We start from the raw sequence: 16621 nt of genomic DNA on the forward strand, positions 1-16621 counted from the left end.
TGTATAAGAGACAGCGGTATGCACCGCCCGCGTGCGCGAGGAGACTGCCAGTTTGCGGTAGATGTGCTTGATGTGACATTCGACGGTGTAGCGCGACAGGAACAGCTGCTCGGCGATTTCTCGATTGGCAAGCCCTTCGGCCACCAGGCGAAGGATCTGGCTTTCGCGGGGGCTAAGTATCTCACCGCTTGGCGTGCCGGGCTGTTCCGCGGGCCGGGGGCGCAGTTCTTCGATGATGCGCCGCGCGACGAAGGGATCGATCGGCGCGCCGCCTCGCAGCACGCTGCGCAAGGACAGCGCAACTTCGATGTCGTCGCGTTCCTTCAGCACATAGCCCGTCGCGCCGGCGCGCAACGCCGCCAGGATCGCGTCTTCCGTGCACCAGGCGGAAATGACCAGGATGGCCAGGCCGGGGTCGGCCGCGTGCATCTCGGCGATCAGGTCGATGCCGCTGCCGTCGGGCAGGCCCAGGTCCACCAGCGCCAGGGCGACAGGCTGGTTGGCCAGGCAGGCGCGTGCCTCGGCCAGCGATCCGGCGTAGACCAGGGCATCGCGCTGGTACCCAAGTTGCAGCAACAGGCCCTCGAGCCGGCGGCACACCAGGGGTTCGTCTTCCACCAGCAGCACCGGCGCCGGCAGGGTGAGTTCGGGGGCTTGCAGGGTGTCGGACATAAGGGGGAGGGCTGGAAAGGCAGGATCGCCCGATTCTAATTGTGAGGGGGGCGTGGACAGGGCGGCTATCCCTGGAAACAGGTAAAAGCCGAAAATTCAAGGGTTTACCCCTAAAGTCCGGGCCGGGAATGCCGTAAGCCCATCGTGGCCGCCGGTTTTCAACCGTGGGCCGTGGACCCGTGTCCTCCGATATGGGCAGTGGCTGAAATAAGGCAAGCATGAAAATTACCTCGTTGCGCAACCGGATCCTGTTGATTACTTGCTTTACCGTTGTCGGTGCCCTGGTGCTGTCCGGGATCACGACCTACCAGATCGTCCGCAGCAACATGATGGCGACGATCTCCGGCAACCTGGACGCCATTGCCGCCGGCAATGCCAGCGCCATCGAACGCTGGTCCGAGGACAAGGCCCATGCCGTCGTCGCGACCGCCGCCGTGGTTGAAAAAGGCGACCCGCGCGGCCTGACCAAATTGATGGGCGAAACCAACGGCTTTCCCATTTCCACCATTGGCTGGTCCGACAAGACCTTTTTCTCGACCACGCAGGTAGCGGCCGACTACGACCCCACGGCGCGCCCCTGGTACAAAAGCGCGGTTGCGGCGGGCAAGTTGACGGTCACCAAACCCTATGGCGATTCGGGCACGGGCAAGCTCTATGTGGCGTTCACCACGCCGATGATCCGCGGCGGCCAGACGACGGGCGTGTTGAGCGGCGCCGTCCCGCTGGACGGCATCCAGAACATCATCCGCGCGATCCGTCCCACGCCGTCCAGCCTGGCTTTCGTGGTGGCGACCGACGGACAGGTCATTGCGCACGTGAACGACAAGCTGGCGCTCAAGCCCTCCACCGACGTGGCGCCTGAACTGACGCCTGCCGCGCTGTCGGCAATGTTGCGCGACGGCGCCGAGCCGTTGGCCATCAACCTGGATGGGGTGCCGAAGCTGCTCAAGGCCCGCCGCATTCCCGGCACGGACTGGTCGCTGGTGATCGCGCTGGACAGCGCCGAAGCCACCGCTGGCCTGGCGCAGGTGCTGAACGCTACATTGATCTCGCTGGTGGTGCTGACGCTGCTGGCCGTGGCCATCGCAAGCGTGGTGACCTCCCGCGCGTTCAAGCGTCTGTCGGCCGTGCGCGACGCGATGGACACTATCGGTTCCGGCGACGGCGACATGACGCATCGCCTGGAAGTCGTGGGCCATGACGAAGTGGCGCAGATCTCGTCGTCGTTCAACGCGTTTGTCGACAAAATCAGCACGGTGATGCTGGACGTGCGCACGGGCGTGCATTCGATGTCCGCCGCCACCAGCGAAATCGACATGGGCAACCGCGATCTGTCGCAGCGCACTGAAACGTCGGCGGGGTCGTTGCAGGAAACGTCGTCGGCGCTGACGCAGCTGACCTCCAGCGTTCGCCAGACGGAAGAGGCGGCGCAGCACGCCACGCGCCTGGCCACGGAAGCCAGCTCTGCTGCGGAACGTGGCGGTCAGGTCGTCACGGACGCGGTGACGACGATGAGCGCCATTTCGCAATCGTCGCAACGCATCACCGAGATCATCAGCGTGATCGACGGCATTGCCTTCCAGACCAACATCCTGGCGCTGAACGCGGCCGTCGAAGCCGCGCGCGCTGGCGAGCAAGGCCGCGGCTTTGCCGTCGTGGCGGGCGAAGTCCGCACCTTGGCGCAGCGCAGCGCGGCATCGGCGCAAGAGATCCGGACGCTGATCCAGGCGTCGGTCGAAAACGTCAAGAGCGGCACCGAACGCGTGCAAGCCGCCGGTTCCACCATGAGCGAGATCGTCGAAGGCATTTCGCGCGTGCAGCGGCTGGTGGCCGAAATCCACGGCGCGGTGACCGAGCAAAGCGTCGGCATCAGCCAGATCGACCGCAGCGTGGCGGACATGGACCAGGCAACGCAGCAGAACGCGGCGCTGGTGGAAGAGTCGGCGGCAGCGTCGGCCATGCTCAGCGATCAGGCCCGCGTGCTGGCCGATACCGTGGCACGCTTCAAACTGCGTGACCAAGCCCCTGATTCGGCGCCCCGCATGCTGGCTTTGCCGCGGTCGGCACCGGCCTATTGAGGCTTTCGCGGGTCCCATCGCCTCCCGCCTGGCAAGCAGGCGGGAGTTGCCTGTCAGCCTGGTTGGCCGCAGAATCTGCGAAGCCCAAGAACTGAACAGAGGATGAATGATGGTTGACCACGCAGCGCCCGTCCCAGCAAGTTGCCTGATTCCAACCGCACTGGGAAGAATCCACGCCCGGATGTGGCCAGCCGGAGACGCCCAGGCGGCGGGCGCGCCGATCGTCCTGCTGCATGACTCGCTAGGGTGCGTGGACCTGTGGCGCGACTTTCCGGCCAAGCTGGCGCAGTCCACGGGGCGTGCCGTGATCGCTTATGACCGGCTGGGCTTCGGCCAGTCGGATCCGCATCCTGGCCATCTTTTGCCGGACTTCGTCGCCAACGAAGCGGAGGACGCCTTCGCCGCTCTGGCGAACCATTTCGAGCTCACCCGCTTTCTCGTTTTTGGCCATAGCGTCGGCGGCGGGATGGCGGTGTCGGTCGCCGCGGCGTTTGGGCAACGCTGCATCGGCGTCATGACCGAATCCGCCCAGGAATTCGTGGAAGACCGGACCCTGGAGGGCATCCGCGTGGCGGGCGAGCAATTCAAGGACCCGGCCCAGTTGGACCGTCTGAAGCGCTATCACGGCGAGAAGGCACAGTGGGTGCTGGATGCCTGGGTCAAGACCTGGCAGTCGGCCGAGTTCGCCGATTGGAACCTGGACGCGGTCCTGCCGCGCGTCACGGCGCCGCTCTTGGTCATCCATGGCGAAAACGACGAGTACGGCTCCATGCGCCATCCCGAAAAACTGGTGGCCCTGGCAGGCGGACCGGCGTCGATGCTGCCGATGCCGGGTTGCGGCCATGTGCCCCACCGCGAGCGAGAAGACGCCGTGCTGGAAGCGGTGCGCGAATTTCTGTCCCGCAACGGCATCTGAGGCTCCGGGCGGCGGCCGGGGTGGCGTTACGGCTTAATTTTCCGGGCATCCTGCCGTTAGGACCAGGAGAACGCCGGATAAATCTGGGCAGGCCTTGCCCACGCGCTGGGACGACACCGCCACCATGACCGCCATCAGTTCGCCGGGAGGGCTGCAAAGCACCATCCCGTTCAGTACCGCCCACGTCGTCGCGCGCGCGCCGGCCACCACGCCGACGGGCGCCGCGTCCGCCTCGACCCGGGTCGCGTTGGGCCAGCCGGCATCGGCCACCCATTCCACGCTTTATACGCAGACCGGCGCCATCGCGGATTCCCTGGCGGCGCTGATGTCCCGCAACATGCGCGCGGGCAACCCGTTCCAGGACGTAGGCGCGGCGTTGCTGGGCCGCGTTCGAGCCGATGGCGGCAACTATGCCCAATCGGTGTCGGCGCCCGGCGTGCCGGCGCAGACATCGTCGGACAGCGCGCTGTCTTCCCGGTTGAGCCTGCAGGGCGACAACACCGTGTCGTTGCGCATTTCCACCGCCAGCGGCGCCAAGGTCGAGGTTTCCCTGGCGCGCGGCCAGGACGGCATGGCGGTGCAGATCGACGTCACCGACGGCACGTTGACCGAGGACGAGCGCAATGCGATCGCGGCCCTGTCCGGCGCCTTCGAAGATGCGCTGGAGGGGCTGTCCCAAGTGCCGCCGCGGCTGGATGTCGCCGGCCTGGCGGATGTCGACCCCGCCGTCCTGTCGTCGGTGAATCTGCGCGCCGTGACGCGGGCCAATGGCGTTGCGGTGCAGACCATCGAATTCCAGGCCGACAGCGGGCAGCGGTCAATCACGTACACGGGCCCCGCCGGCGAGGTCAGCGTCAACGCCGACCTGAGCAAGCCCGCCACCTTCGGCACCGCCGAGCAGCAGGCGGCGGCCATCGACAAGGCGTTGCTGCAGTTTGATGGCGCGCGGCGTCGCGGCGACGGCGACGAAGCGCTGATGGCCATGTTCAAGAATGCCTTCTCCGCCGTGCACAGCAGTTATGGCGCCGCGCAAACCGAACGGTCGCAGCCGGCCGGAACGGTTGTTCGCGTCCCCGCGTCGGCGTCCCATCGGGCCTTGCTGTCCGGTCTGGCGGATTACTCCGCGTCCATCACGCAGGAATCGAAGCGCGTGAATCCGGGGCGCCCGGAGGAGATCGACGGCTTTTCGTTGCGGGTGTCGCAGCGCAGCAAGGTCGCGGGGCGGGCCGGATCGAACCTGGCCGTCACGCAGGAACAGCGGTCCGCGCTGGACGCCAGCTTCCATAAGCCGTTGTCGGCGCACCAGCCGCTGGCGCTGACCTCGGACAAGTCGTCGCAGAGTTATCTCTACTACCAGGTCAAGGATTCCATCAGCACCCGCACCGAGCTGGCAGAGGAGCGTGGCGGCCTGACCCTGGCATCGATGACGCAATCTCGCAACCTGTCCATGCAGGTGTCCAGGTTCGTGGGCGGAGAGCGCGTGGAACTCACCGTCATTCCCACGGTCGATACGGTCACGCATGACCTGCTGCCGATGCTGCGCGCCGCGCAACTGGACGGGCAGGAAGAAGACAGCAGGCAGCCGCGCGACCAGACCGAGACGATCCTGCGCCGCAGGTACCACGATCTGGCGCGATCGGTCGCGGCATTGCAGCAGGGGTGAGCCGCCGCGGTTCGCGGCGTCCATTATCATTCCTGGCATGAGCCAGCGAAAGAAATCCGCCAAGCCGCGCGCCGACGCCTGCATCCGCGTTCGTGGGGCGCGCGAACACAATCTGAAGAACGTGGATGTGGACATCCCGCGGGATGCGCTGGTGGTGTTTTCCGGCGTATCGGGATCGGGCAAGTCGTCTTTGGCTTTCGGCACGTTGTACGCCGAAGCGCAGCGGCGGTACCTGGAGTCCCTGTCGCCCTATGCCCGGCGCCTGATCGACCAGGTCGGCGTGCCCGACGTGGACGCCATTGATGGCCTGCCGCCGGCGGTTGCGCTGCAGCAGCAACGCGGCACCCCGAACGTGCGTTCCACGGTCGGCAGCGTCACCACCTTGTCCAGCATGTTGCGCATGCTGTATTCGCGGGCCGGCACCTATCCCGCGCGCCAGCCGATGCTGTATGCCGAAGACTTTTCGCCCAACACGCCGCAGGGCGCCTGCCCGAATTGCCACGGCCTGGGCTACGTCTACGACGTGACCGAAAAATCCATGGTGCCTGATCCGTCGCTGACCATCCGCGAGCGCGCCATCGCGTCGTGGCCGCCCGCCTGGCACGGGCAGAACCTGCGCGACATCCTCGTCACGCTGGGCTACGACGTCGATACGCCCTGGCGCGACCTGCCCAAGAAGGCTCGCGACTGGATCCTGTACACCGACGAGCAGCCGACCGCGCCCGTCTATGCGGGGTTCACGCCCGCTGAAACCCGGGCCGCGCTGCGCCGCAAGCAAGAGCCTAGCTACATGGGTACCTATACGGGCGCGCGGCGCTACGTGATGCATACGTTCGCCACCACGCAAAGCGCCATGATGAAAAAGCGGGTGGCCCGCTTCATGACCGGGGCGCCGTGCCCCGTGTGCGACGGCCGGCGGCTCAAGCGTGAAGCGCTATCGGTCAAGTTCGCGGGGCTGGACATCGGCACGTTGTCGCGCTTGCCGCTTGCCCGCATCGCGCAGATCCTGGCCCCCGCGGCCAGCGGCCATGCCGACGGGGCGGCGGCCGACGGCGCACGCCACGTCGCGGCCCAACGCATCGCCCATGACCTGGTCGAGCGCATCGGGACCTTGCAGGCGCTGGGTCTGGGCTATCTGGCGATGGACCGGTCCACGCCCACCCTGTCGCCCGGCGAGCTCCAGCGGCTGCGGCTGGCCACCCAGATCCGGTCGAACCTGTTCGGTGTCGTGTATGTGCTGGACGAACCGTCGGCCGGCCTGCATCCGGCGGACGGGCAGGCGCTGCACCGCGCGCTGGACCAATTGAAGGCGGCCGGCAACACGCTGTTCGTCGTGGAGCACGACCTGGCCACGCTGCGGCGCGCGGACTGGCTGGTGGACGTCGGGCCCGGCGCCGGCCAGCATGGCGGGCAAGTGCTGTATAGCGGGCCGCCCGAGGGCCTGCGCAACGTCGACGCATCACTGACCGCGCGGTATCTGTTCGACTGGGCGGCCCCGCCCAGCCGGCCGGCCCGCGAACCTTCGGGATGGCTGTCGTTGCGGGGCATCCGGCGCAACAACCTGCATGGCCTGGATGCCCGCTTTCCCTTGGGGGCGTTCACGGCGGTGACGGGCGTGTCGGGGTCGGGGAAAAGCAGCCTGGTCAGCCAGGCATTGGTGGAACTGATCGGCGAGCATCTGGGCCACGAGCCCGCCGTCGAAGAACCCGAAGGCGATCTTCCGCCACCCGGCGGCCTGCCGCGCACGACGGGCCGCATCGAGGCCGGCGCCGACGCCATCAAGCGGCTGGTCAACGTGGACCAGAAACCCATCGGCCGCACGCCCCGCTCCAATCTGGCGACCTACACCGGGTTGTTCGACCACGTTCGCAAACTGTTCGCCGGAACCCGTGCGGCCAAGTCGCGCCGGTACGGCGCCGGCCGCTTCTCGTTCAATGTCGCCCAGGGGCGATGCGAGACCTGCGAAGGCGAGGGCTTTGTCAGTATCGAACTGCTGTTCATGCCCAGCGTCTATGCGCCTTGCCCCGCCTGCCACGGCAGCCGCTACAACGCCAAGACGCTGGAAATCGAATGGAACGGCCGCAACATCGCCCAAGTCCTGGCGATGACGGTCGACGAGGCGCGGGACTTTTTCCAGGACGAACCCGTGGTGCAACGTCCCTTGGCGCTGCTGCACGAGATCGGCCTGGGCTATCTTCGCCTGGGGCAACCCGCCACCGAACTGTCCGGGGGCGAAGCGCAGCGCATCAAGCTGGCCACCGAACTGCAGCGCAGCCAGCGCGGCAACACGCTCTACGTGCTGGACGAACCCACGACCGGCCTGCACGCGGCGGATGTGGATAAGCTGATGGCGCAACTGCACGGCCTGGTGGATGCCGGCAACACCGTCGTTGTCGTCGAGCACGACTTGCGCGTGGTCGCGGGTAGCGACTGGATGATCGACGTCGGTCCGGGTGCCGGCGACGAGGGCGGCCGTATCGTCGCCGAAGGCACGCCGCACGCCGTCAGCCAGGCCGACGCCGGGGCGACGGCCCCTTTCCTGAAGACACTGTTTCAAGCATCCCGATGAGCCTTGCCTACCGACTTGCCCGCCCTGAAGACGCCGCCGCCTGCATCGTGTTGCGCGGCCTGACCCGCGAAAACGCCGTGACCGCGGCGGAGCTGGCTGACGCCGGGATCACGCCAGAGACCTGGAGCGCGGGGATCGAATCCGGCTTGTATCCGGGCGTGGTCGCGGTCGACGGCGGCAAGCTGGCCGGCTATTGCTTTGGACACCGCGACACGGGAGAAATCGTCGTGCTTGCGCTGCTGCCGGCATTCGAAGGCCGAGGCGTGGGCAAGACGGTGTTGAGCATGACGGCCGGGCTTTTGCGCCAGCGAGGCTTTGCGCGCTTGTTCCTGGGTTGCGCCGCCGATCCCGCAGTGCGGTCATACGGGTTTTATCGCCATCTGGGATGGCGGTCGACGGGCACGTTCAACGCGGCGGGCGACGAGGTGCTGGAATTCCTGTTTTGAACGTCGTCCGTTAAGCCACGCCCCGCCCCGGCATGGCAGGGCCGAGCCGCCGCGCTACAGCTCTTGCTCCAACAAGCCCTGCATCCGCTCCATGCTTTCCTGGTTGACCTGGATCACGCCGGTGCCGGGCTGGTCGATGTCGACGATGAACGTCAACACCAGCGCGATCAGCGCCGCGAAGAGGCCCGTCGACGTCAGCCGTCTGCGCCCGTACAGGCCGGTGCCGTAGGCAATGTAGGCCACGGCGCCCGCGCTGACGATGAACAGCAGGTAGAACACCGGCTCGGGCACATGGTTCTCAAGCGCCACGCGGCGCTTCTCGTTGACCTGTGCCATGTCGTTGATGGCCTGGATGAACATGATCGTCGAGATGGCCGGCGGGTTGTCGGCGGTGTCGGCGGCCAAGGTGCGGATCTGGCGTTCGATGCGGCGCGACGTGGCGCTGGCCGCGTCGAACCGGGGAATGTCGTTTTCCGCGTCATGCAGTTCCAGCGCGGCTTTGGTGTATTCCAGCAGCAAGCGCGGCACCTGCGTCCGCGCCGATGGCGCGATTAATTGCGAACGCCAATAGGCGTTACCAATCGCATTGGCCTCTTCCAGCACCAGGTTCTTGCGCGCTTCGAATCGGGTGACCGACATGGCGAAGGTAAAGCCCAGCAGCAGGGCCAGCAGGCCGAGCAGGGCGGTCTGCAGCGCGGTGATGTGCGTGCGGTGCGATTCGTCGGCCGGTTTGCGTTGCCGCCGGCCCAGCCGGAAGCAGAGCTCGATGATGCCCAGGAAGACGATGACGCCGATGAAGAAAAGATAGGATTCGTCGAAGTTCCTGAGCATGGCGCCTCCCTCGCGGACACGCCAGCGTATGCGGATTGCGGCAGGGTGGCAAGCTGCCGGATCCCCGGGGGCTTGTCAGCGAAACGCCAACATCTTGGAGTAAGGTGTCGATTCCCGATTAAGACCCCGCACGGAGCAGAACTTGAAAACCCGCAAACTCGGCCGTACCGACCTGGATGTCAGCCTGATTGGATTGGGCACCATGACCTGGGGCGAACAGAACACCGAGGCCGAAGCGCATCAGCAACTGGACTACGCGCTGTCGCGCGGCGTCAACCTGGTCGATGTGGCCGAAATGTATCCGGTGCCGCCCAAGCCCGAGACCCAGGGCCTGACCGAAACCTATATCGGCACCTGGCTGGCGCGCAGCAAGCGCCGCCAGGACATCGTGTTGGCCAGCAAGGTGGCCGGCCCGGTGCGCGACCCCAAGCGCCCCGGCCATATCCGCGACGGCAAGACCTTCCTGGACCGGAAGAACCTGACGGCGGCGCTGGACGCCAGCCTCAAGCGGCTGCAGACGGATTACCTGGACCTGTATCAGTTGCACTGGCCCGACCGCACTACCGCCACGTTTGGGCAACTGAACTACCCCTGGGTGGAAGACGACCACACCGTGCCGATCGAGGAAACGTTGTCGGTGCTGCAAGATTTCGTCCGCGCCGGCAAGGTGCGCCACGTGGGCGTCTCCAACGAAACGCCGTGGGGTGTGGGCCAGTTCCTGCGCCACGCCGATACGCACGCGCTGCCGCGCATCGTGTCGATCCAGAACGCGTACAGCCTCTTGAACCGGGTGTTCGAAATCGGCTTGTCCGAATTCACCCACCATGAAGGCGTGGGCCTGCTGGCCTATTCGCCGCTGGCGATGGGCATGCTCTGCGGCAAGTACCTGAACGGCGCGCGTCCCGACGGCGCGCGGTTGACCCGTTACACCCGTTTCACCCGCTACAGCAACCCGCAGGCCGAGGCCGCCACCGCTGAATACGTGGCGCTGGCCCGCGAACACGGCATGTCGCCCACCCACCTGGCGCTGGCCTGGGTGAACCAGCGCCCGTTCGTCACCAGCAACCTGGTGGGCGCCACGACGCTTGAGCAACTGAAGGAGAACATCGACAGCGTCGACGTGACGTTGTCGCCTGAATTGTTGAAGGCGATCGACGGGATTCACACGCGCCATCCGAATCCGGCGCCCTGATCCGCGGCCAGCCAGAAGCCACTCCAAGAGCTTGCCAAGCGCCATGCGACGCCTCGTGACGACTTTGCTGCTATCGGCGCTTGCCCTCATGGTGGCGGGTTGCGCATCGACCAAGGTCTATACCGAAGACGTCTCCACGCTGATGGTGTCGTCGGACGGCAAGACCTTCGCCGTGCTGGGGCCGCGGTATCACTATCTGTTCGACATGCCGCCCGCGATGGCGCAGTCGATGGCGTCCGGGTTCCGGACGCGGCTGACTGCCGTGGTCCTGCGCGATTTTCACGTGGGGGCCGATGGCCTCACCTGGGGCCTGGTGCGCCTGCAATTGATGGACAACGCCTCGCCGAGCGACCGGAAAGAGGCGCTGGCCATGCACTTCAACACCACGAAGGATGGGTTGGTGTATTACACCCATCACCTTAAAGGCAAGCGCTACCTTGCCCGGCCGGATACGCCCACCGTGGCGGGGGCGGCAGCGACGTCGCTGGACCAGTCGTATCGCGTCACGGTGCAGGACGCGCAAGGCAGCGCCGACATGATGAAGCTGCTTTCTCCGGTCACCTTCCTGGCCGGAACCGGGTTTGTGATCGCCAATCCAGGCGTAGTGCTTTTCGCGTTGCCGGTGGCGGGGCTGGAACCTTAGGCCATTCCGCCAGCGGTCGGGGTTGTCTTGATTCGTAAATCTTATTGCGAATCAGTTCTATTAATAATAAAAAACACCCTTTACATCCCCGCTCTCTGGAGAATTCAACGTGGTCCGTCCGTCTTCCACCCGGAAGGGTCGTGCGCGCAAGCTCGCACGGCCCGCTGTTACGCCTTCCGTTCTTGCCCTGGCGTTGGGCATGGTTTTTCCGGTTGGGGCGCAAGCACAATCCACTACCGACCCGCAGGGCGTGGCGCAATTGCCTGCCGTCACGGTCAATGCCGCGCCGCTCGACGAGACGTTGGAGCATCTGTCCGCCCCGGTGAATACGGGCGCGCTGGGCAATCGCACCCAGTTGGAAACGCCGTTCTCGACCACCGTGGTGACCGCGGCCGATATCGAGGAACGGCAAGTCAGCAAGCTGGGCGATGTGTTCGCCCTGGATGCCTCCGTCAGCGACAACAGCGCCTCGTATGGCGCCTGGGCCAGTTATCTGACGGTGCGTGGCCTGCCGCTGGACTGGCAGAATTCCTATCGCATCGACGGTAAGCCGTTCCTGAGCTATGTGACGACGCTGCCGTTCGAACAGTTCGAGCAGATTGATCTGTTGAAGGGCGCGTCGGGCTTCATGTACGGCTTTGGCTCGCCGGGCGGCCTGGTCAACTACGTGACCAAGAAGCCCATCGACGAGCCGGTGCGCCGGATCGAGCTGGGCTATGTGTCGAAAGGCCTGCTGCGCGAGCAGGTGGACCTGGGCGGCCGGGCGGGCCAAAGCGGCACGTTCGGCTACCGCCTGAATGCGACGCACGAAGAAGGCAACACGTATAACGGCGGCTCGCTGTATCGCGATTCCGTGTCATTGGCGCTGGACGCGCGCTTGACGGACAAGCTGACTTGGGACTTTCAGTCCATTTATCAAGACCGCAAGGCGATCGGCCAGGAACCCACCATTTATGCCGGGCAGCTGGCGGGCAGCGAACTGCCGTCGGCGGTGCGCAATGACAACGGCAAGCTCGTGGGCCAGGGCCCGTACGCCGATAACGATTTCCGCTATTACTCGACAGGCTTGAAGTACCAGCTGTCGTCCGACTGGAGCGTGCGCACCGATTACAGCTACAGCACCACGCGCACGCGCCGCAACGAGTCCGTGCTGTTCCTGCAAAATCAGGCGGGCGATTACGACGACTACCGCTCCGACTACGGCGAGGCCTACGCCTACAACCAGTGGCAAGGCATGATCGAAGGCAAGTTCGCGACCGGTCCGCTGAAGCACCACGTGGTGGCCGGCGCATCGTGGCAAAAGCAGAAGAACGACTACAGCGTCAATGGCGTGTATCAGCTGCAGGGCACGGGCAACCTGCGTTCGCAAAACACGAACACCTACTACAGCGAGGGCAGCCTGGACCTGTACCGCGCGGCCGAGATCACGCAGAAGGCGATGTTCGCCAGCGACACGATCGACCTTACGGGGGGCTGGTCGCTGCTGGGCGGTTTGCGCTACACCAACTACGAGCAGACGGCATTTGACGCCACGGGCGCGCAATCGTCGAGTTACGACAAGAACGGCGTGCTGACGCCGACCATCGCGCTGATGTACAAGATCACACCGCAGACGATGGCCTACGCCAGCTATATCGAGTCGCTGGAACCGGGCTCGTCGGTGGGCAATATCTACACCAACTACGGCGCCTTGCTGGATCCCTTGAAGAGCAAGCAGTATGAACTGGGCGTGAAAACGGATCAGGACGACTGGGCCGCGACCGCGGCGCTCTTCCGCATCGAGAAGAAGGCCGAATATGCCAACGCGGCCAACGAACTGACGCAGGACGGAAAATCGATCTATCAGGGCCTGGAGCTGGGCGCGTCGGCGCGCGTGGCGACGAACTGGAACGTGGGCGGCAGCCTGATGTTCCTGGATTCCGAATACAAGAAGGGCAACAACTACACGGGCAACCGCGTGGCGGGCGCGCCGAAGCTGGTGGCGGCGGCGCAGGTGGCGTATTCGGTGCCGCAATTGCCGGGCCTGAAGCTGCGCGCGGATGTGAAGTACACCGGCAACACCATGCTGGGCGCATCGAACAACGTGAAGGTCAGCGACTACGCCATCGTCAACATCGGCGCCACCTACGACACGCAGATATACGGCTACGAGACGACGTTCCGCGCCGGCATCAACAACCTGACGGACAAGCGCTATTGGCTGTTCCAGTCGTCCGACTACGTAAAGGCAGGCGACCCGCGCACCTACGGCCTGAGCGCCAGCGTCAAGTTCTAGGCGTTCACTTCCCACAGGCGATCAGGCGCGAAGTCCGCCTGTTCGCCCTTTCTGGCATAGCCCAACGGGTTGGCCACGATGCGGCAACCGTCTTTCACGTAGTCGTGCGCGCAGTGCAGATGCCCGTGCATCCATGTGTGGGCCAGCGGCAACAGGGCGTCCAGTGCATTGCAGAAGCCCGCGGTGCCGGGCGTGACGCCATAGCGCGGATCGGCGCTGGCCAGCGTGGGCGCGAAATGGGTGATGACCAGCGTCGGGCCGTCGAAAGGTTCGCGCAGCGCCGTATCCAGCCATTGCTGGCACACCAGGCCCTGCTCGCGCATCTGCTCGGCCATGAAGGGCGCGCCGTGGCGGCGCATCTGGGCTTTCTCGAGATAGAAGTCGGCCGCGCGGAAGGCCTTGGCGCGTTTGGTCAGCGCGGCGCCGAGGGTGTCGCTGTCGGTGGCCAACGCGTCGAAGTCCGTCCATAGCGTGGTGCCGACCAGCCGCACGCCGTCGATGACGCAGGTTTCGCGTTCCAGCCACTGGATGCCCAGCGCATGGCATAGCTCGCGCAGGCGGTCGTGCGTGTCGTCGAAATCCAGATTGTCGTATTCGTGATTGCCCGGCACGAACACCACGGGCGTGGGCCAGCCGTTGCGCGGCGCGTAGCTGCCCAGGCCGAAGTCCGTGCCATTCAGCTTCGAACCCCGCTGATACGAGCCGATGTCCCCGGCCAGCACCAGCAGGTCGGCGCCCGGCGTGGGCTGCGCCAGGAAGGTCGGATCGGATTCTAGATGCAGGTCGGAAAGCAATTGGATCTTCATGTCCGATATCTTATGCGACACTTTCCCCTCGGAACTACCCACTCATCCGACAACCAGGAGAAACGCCCATGCGTATCGCGATCGCCACGGCCGCCGCGCTGATGCTGGCGGCCAGCGCGCAGGCGCAGCCGTTGAATTGCGCCAATGCTGCCACGCAGACGGACATGAACCTGTGCGCTGACCAAGCCTACAGGAAGTCGGATGCCGCGCTGAACAAGGCCTACAAAACCGTCATCGGACGCCTGAAGGACGACCGCACCAAAACGACGCAACTGCAAGCCGCCCAGAAGGCCTGGCTGTTTTTCCGCGATGCGGAATGCGCGTTTTCGGCCAGCGGCACGACGGGCGGCAGCGCATACCCGATGGTGCTGAGCCAGTGCCTGGATGCGCTGACGCAGACCCGCACCAAGGAACTCGACGCCTACCTGAAATGCCAGGAAGGCGACATGAGCTGCCCGGTGCCCGGCAGGTAATGACGTTGCCCGACGTCACGGCTGTCGCCAACAGCCCGAACCCCGCGGACAAGGCGGGATTGGTGTGGGATGCGCACGGCGTGCCGCGCTGCTTCTGGCAACCGTCCATGGCCGACTATCACGACCACGAATGGGGCCGTCCCGTTGGCGACGACCGCCGCCTGTATGAAAAGATCTGCCTGGAAGGCTTCCAGGCGGGCATGGCGTGGATCACCATCCTGCGCAAGCGCGAGGCCTTCCGCGAAGCCTTCGACGATTTCGACTTTGCACGCGTGGCGCGCTATACGGAGCAAGACGTCGACCGGCTGATGGGCAACCCCGCCATCGTGCGCAACCGCGCAAAGATCGTGTCCACCATCAACAACGCGCGCCGGGCGCTGGCGCTGGCCGAGGAAACGGGATCGCTGTCCGGCTGGTTGTGGCGCCACGAGCCGCCCGCGGCTGAACGGCCGGGCACGGTCGACCTGGACTACTGGAACCAGAACCCGACGTCGGCGGCATCGACGGCGCTGTCACGCGCCTTGAAAAAGCGCGGCTGGACCTTCGTGGGACCCACCACGATGTATGCCTTCATGCAGGCGGTGGGCATGGTCAACGACCACATGAACGGCTGCGTCTGCCGGCCCGTCGTCGACGCCGCCCGGGCGGCGTTCAAGCGGCCCGCGCCGGCGTGACGCGGTGAACGCAGCACGCATGATGCTTGGCGCTTGATTTGGTTGCGCCCCGCAAGTATATTGGTTGCGTACCGCAACTTATCGGGGCCGCCATGGATCTCATCGACTTTCCCTCTCAGTCCCGCGAGCAGACCATTCGGGACCTGCGGGAGTTTTCCCGCAAGCTGGTGCGCGAACTGGGCTTCATGCGAACGTCCCTGGCGGGAAGCGACCTGGCCCCCTCGGCCGTGCACGCCATTATCGAGATCGGCTTGCAACCGGGCATTCAGGCCCGCGATCTGGCGGCCATCCTCAGGCTGGACAAGTCCAACACCAGTCGCCAGTTGGCCAAGTTGGAATCCGCCGGGCTGGTCTCGCGCGAAGCCGACGCCGATGACGCGCGGTCTTCCCGTCTGGCGCTTACTGACGCGGGGCTCGCGTTGCGCGCCCGCATCGACCAGTTCGCCACCGATCAGGTGTCGCGGGCGTTGCGCCAGCTGGCACCGGATGACCAGCAATCGCTGATCCGCTTCATGTCCCTGTACGCCAATGCGCTGTCGCGCGAAAACCCCAACGTGTCGCCAGGGACGGTGGCGGGCATCGGCGATCAGATCCGCGAAGGCTACGTGCCGGGCTGCATCGGCGACGTCGCCAGTCTGCATGCCCGCTACTACGCGCAGGCCTCGGGTTTTGGCGTGTACTTCGAACGCAAGGTGGCCAGCGAATTGGGCGACTTCGCCGAAGGGCTCCCGGCCGCGGGCAAAGGCATGTGGCTGTACGTGGACGGGGGCAGGGTGCTGGCCTCCATCGTGATCGATGGCGATGTGGCCAGCGGTCAGGCGCACCTGCGTTGGTTCATCGTGGACGAATCGCTACGCGGCATGGGCGTGGGCCGGGCGCTGCTTGAACGCGCGCTGGCGTTCGCCGACGCGCATTACAACCAGACCTACTTGTGGACATTCAAAGGGCTGGACGCCGCCCGTCACCTGTACGAGGCGGCGGGGTTTGTCCTGACGGACGAATCGGAAGGCCGCCAATGGGGCAGCGTGGTGGTCGAGCAGCGCTTCTTGCGCCGCAGCCGCTAGCCAGCGCTGCGCGCGCCGCCAACGCGCGCAGCGGAAATACGCCGATACATCCACGCAGCCGGGCACGCCGGCTGTTTCACGTGGATGTCACGTCGCGTTCCTAGACTCCCCGAGGTCATGCCGGCTGACAACGGCGTGAGAGTCTGCTTCCGCCATTTACTCCTACCTTCCCATGCCCTCCAAACCCCTAGCAAGAATGCTTGCGGCCACGCTGCTTGCGGCCGCCGCCTTGTCCGCCTGTGGCGGCGATGACAGCGACGAATCGTCGCCGGCCAATCCCGAGCCTCCCGTTACGGAGCAGCCCACGCCGCCGGCGCCG

The 16621-nt window shown here is 65.6% G+C and carries 14 protein-coding genes; 11 read left to right on the forward strand and 3 right to left on the reverse strand.

Going from position 1 to position 16621, the window contains the following annotated elements; translation table 11 throughout:
• A partial coding sequence (locus ACE039_RS25045) for a LuxR C-terminal-related transcriptional regulator (protein ID WP_485823607.1) occupies positions 1-672 on the reverse strand: 672 nt, incomplete at its 3' end.
• A 218-nt stretch (positions 673-890) separates the two neighbouring features.
• Here ACE039_RS25045 and ACE039_RS25050 point away from each other — a divergent pair.
• The 5 genes from ACE039_RS25050 (at position 891) to ACE039_RS25070 (ending at position 8344) form a co-directional block, all read left to right on the forward strand.
• Entirely contained in the window at positions 891-2750 is a 1860-nt protein-coding gene (locus ACE039_RS25050; RefSeq protein WP_448709566.1) for a methyl-accepting chemotaxis protein, read from the forward strand.
• Between the two features lie 106 nt (positions 2751-2856).
• Entirely contained in the window at positions 2857-3666 is an 810-nt protein-coding gene (locus ACE039_RS25055) for an alpha/beta fold hydrolase (RefSeq protein ID WP_485823608.1), read from the forward strand.
• Positions 3667-3760: 94 nt separating this feature from the next.
• Positions 3761-5329 (forward strand): hypothetical protein, encoded by a 1569-nt coding sequence (locus ACE039_RS25060; protein WP_485823609.1) that lies wholly within the window; start codon positions 3761-3763, stop codon positions 5327-5329.
• Between the two features lie 37 nt (positions 5330-5366).
• The gene (uvrA, locus tag ACE039_RS25065; protein WP_485823610.1) at positions 5367-7898 is read left to right on the forward strand and encodes an excinuclease ABC subunit UvrA; all 2532 of its coding nucleotides are present in this window, start codon (positions 5367-5369) and stop codon (positions 7896-7898) included.
• Entirely contained in the window at positions 7895-8344 is a 450-nt protein-coding gene (locus tag ACE039_RS25070) for a GNAT family N-acetyltransferase (protein WP_448709570.1), read from the forward strand. The genes uvrA and ACE039_RS25070 overlap by 4 nt, the downstream gene beginning before the upstream one ends.
• A 54-nt stretch (positions 8345-8398) precedes the next feature.
• Here the strand turns inward: ACE039_RS25070 and ACE039_RS25075 are convergent, their stop codons facing one another.
• Complete coding sequence (locus ACE039_RS25075) at positions 8399-9175, reverse strand: bestrophin-like domain (protein ID WP_448709571.1); 777 nt, start codon at positions 9173-9175, stop codon at positions 8399-8401.
• Between the two features lie 142 nt (positions 9176-9317).
• Here ACE039_RS25075 and ACE039_RS25080 point away from each other — a divergent pair, with 142 nt between their 5' ends.
• The 3 genes from ACE039_RS25080 to ACE039_RS25090 all read left to right on the forward strand — a co-directional run bounded on the left by ACE039_RS25080 (position 9318) and on the right by ACE039_RS25090 (position 13285).
• Positions 9318-10367, forward strand: a complete 1050-nt coding sequence (locus tag ACE039_RS25080; RefSeq protein WP_448709572.1) for an NADP(H)-dependent aldo-keto reductase — start codon at positions 9318-9320, stop codon at positions 10365-10367.
• A gap of 55 nt (positions 10368-10422) precedes the next feature.
• Positions 10423-11010: a hypothetical protein gene (locus tag ACE039_RS25085; RefSeq protein ID WP_485823611.1), complete on the forward strand. Its 588-nt coding sequence runs from the start codon at positions 10423-10425 to the stop codon at positions 11008-11010.
• Positions 11011-11119: 109 nt separating this feature from the next.
• Positions 11120-13285 (forward strand): TonB-dependent siderophore receptor, encoded by a 2166-nt coding sequence (locus tag ACE039_RS25090; RefSeq protein ID WP_485823612.1) that lies wholly within the window; start codon positions 11120-11122, stop codon positions 13283-13285.
• On the opposite strand, the gene ACE039_RS25095 is transcribed toward ACE039_RS25090, so the two are convergent.
• A complete protein-coding gene (locus ACE039_RS25095) occupies positions 13282-14091 on the reverse strand; it encodes a metallophosphoesterase (RefSeq protein ID WP_448709575.1) in 810 nt (269 codons plus the stop codon). The genes ACE039_RS25090 and ACE039_RS25095 overlap by 4 nt on opposite strands.
• 68 nt (positions 14092-14159) lie before the next feature.
• On the opposite strand from ACE039_RS25095, the gene ACE039_RS25100 reads away from it, so the two are divergent.
• The 3 genes from ACE039_RS25100 (at position 14160) to ACE039_RS25110 (ending at position 16302) form a co-directional block, all read left to right on the forward strand.
• A complete protein-coding gene (locus tag ACE039_RS25100; RefSeq protein ID WP_448709576.1) occupies positions 14160-14564 on the forward strand; it encodes a lysozyme inhibitor LprI family protein in 405 nt (134 codons plus the stop codon).
• Positions 14564-15238 carry a DNA-3-methyladenine glycosylase I gene (locus tag ACE039_RS25105; RefSeq protein ID WP_485823613.1) on the forward strand — a complete coding sequence of 225 codons (675 nt, stop codon included), beginning with the start codon at positions 14564-14566 and terminating at the stop codon, positions 15236-15238. Before ACE039_RS25100 ends, ACE039_RS25105 begins: the two co-directional genes overlap by 1 nt.
• A 92-nt stretch (positions 15239-15330) precedes the next feature.
• Positions 15331-16302 (forward strand): bifunctional helix-turn-helix transcriptional regulator/GNAT family N-acetyltransferase, encoded by a 972-nt coding sequence (locus ACE039_RS25110; RefSeq protein WP_485823614.1) that lies wholly within the window; start codon positions 15331-15333, stop codon positions 16300-16302.
• Positions 16303-16621: the final 319 nt, after the last annotated feature.

It is taken from the genome of Achromobacter maghribensis (genome assembly GCF_057334215.1).

What these genes read in the sequence shown, in the direction of transcription:
- ACE039_RS25050 (WP_448709566.1), top strand. Translation starts at nt 891, where the DNA reads ATGAAAATTACCTCGTTGCGCAACCGGATCCTGTTGATTACTTGCTTT.
- ACE039_RS25055 (WP_485823608.1), top strand. Translation starts at nt 2,857, where the DNA reads ATGATGGTTGACCACGCAGCGCCCGTCCCAGCAAGTTGCCTGATTCCA.
- uvrA (WP_485823610.1), top strand. Translation starts at nt 5,367, where the DNA reads ATGAGCCAGCGAAAGAAATCCGCCAAGCCGCGCGCCGACGCCTGCATC.
- ACE039_RS25070 (WP_448709570.1), top strand. Translation starts at nt 7,895, where the DNA reads ATGAGCCTTGCCTACCGACTTGCCCGCCCTGAAGACGCCGCCGCCTGC.
- ACE039_RS25075 (WP_448709571.1), bottom strand. Translation starts at nt 9,175, where the DNA reads ATGCTCAGGAACTTCGACGAATCCTATCTTTTCTTCATCGGCGTCATC.
- ACE039_RS25095 (WP_448709575.1), bottom strand. Translation starts at nt 14,091, where the DNA reads ATGAAGATCCAATTGCTTTCCGACCTGCATCTAGAATCCGATCCGACC.
- ACE039_RS25100 (WP_448709576.1), top strand. Translation starts at nt 14,160, where the DNA reads ATGCGTATCGCGATCGCCACGGCCGCCGCGCTGATGCTGGCGGCCAGC.
- ACE039_RS25105 (WP_485823613.1), top strand. Translation starts at nt 14,564, where the DNA reads ATGACGTTGCCCGACGTCACGGCTGTCGCCAACAGCCCGAACCCCGCG.
- ACE039_RS25110 (WP_485823614.1), top strand. Translation starts at nt 15,331, where the DNA reads ATGGATCTCATCGACTTTCCCTCTCAGTCCCGCGAGCAGACCATTCGG.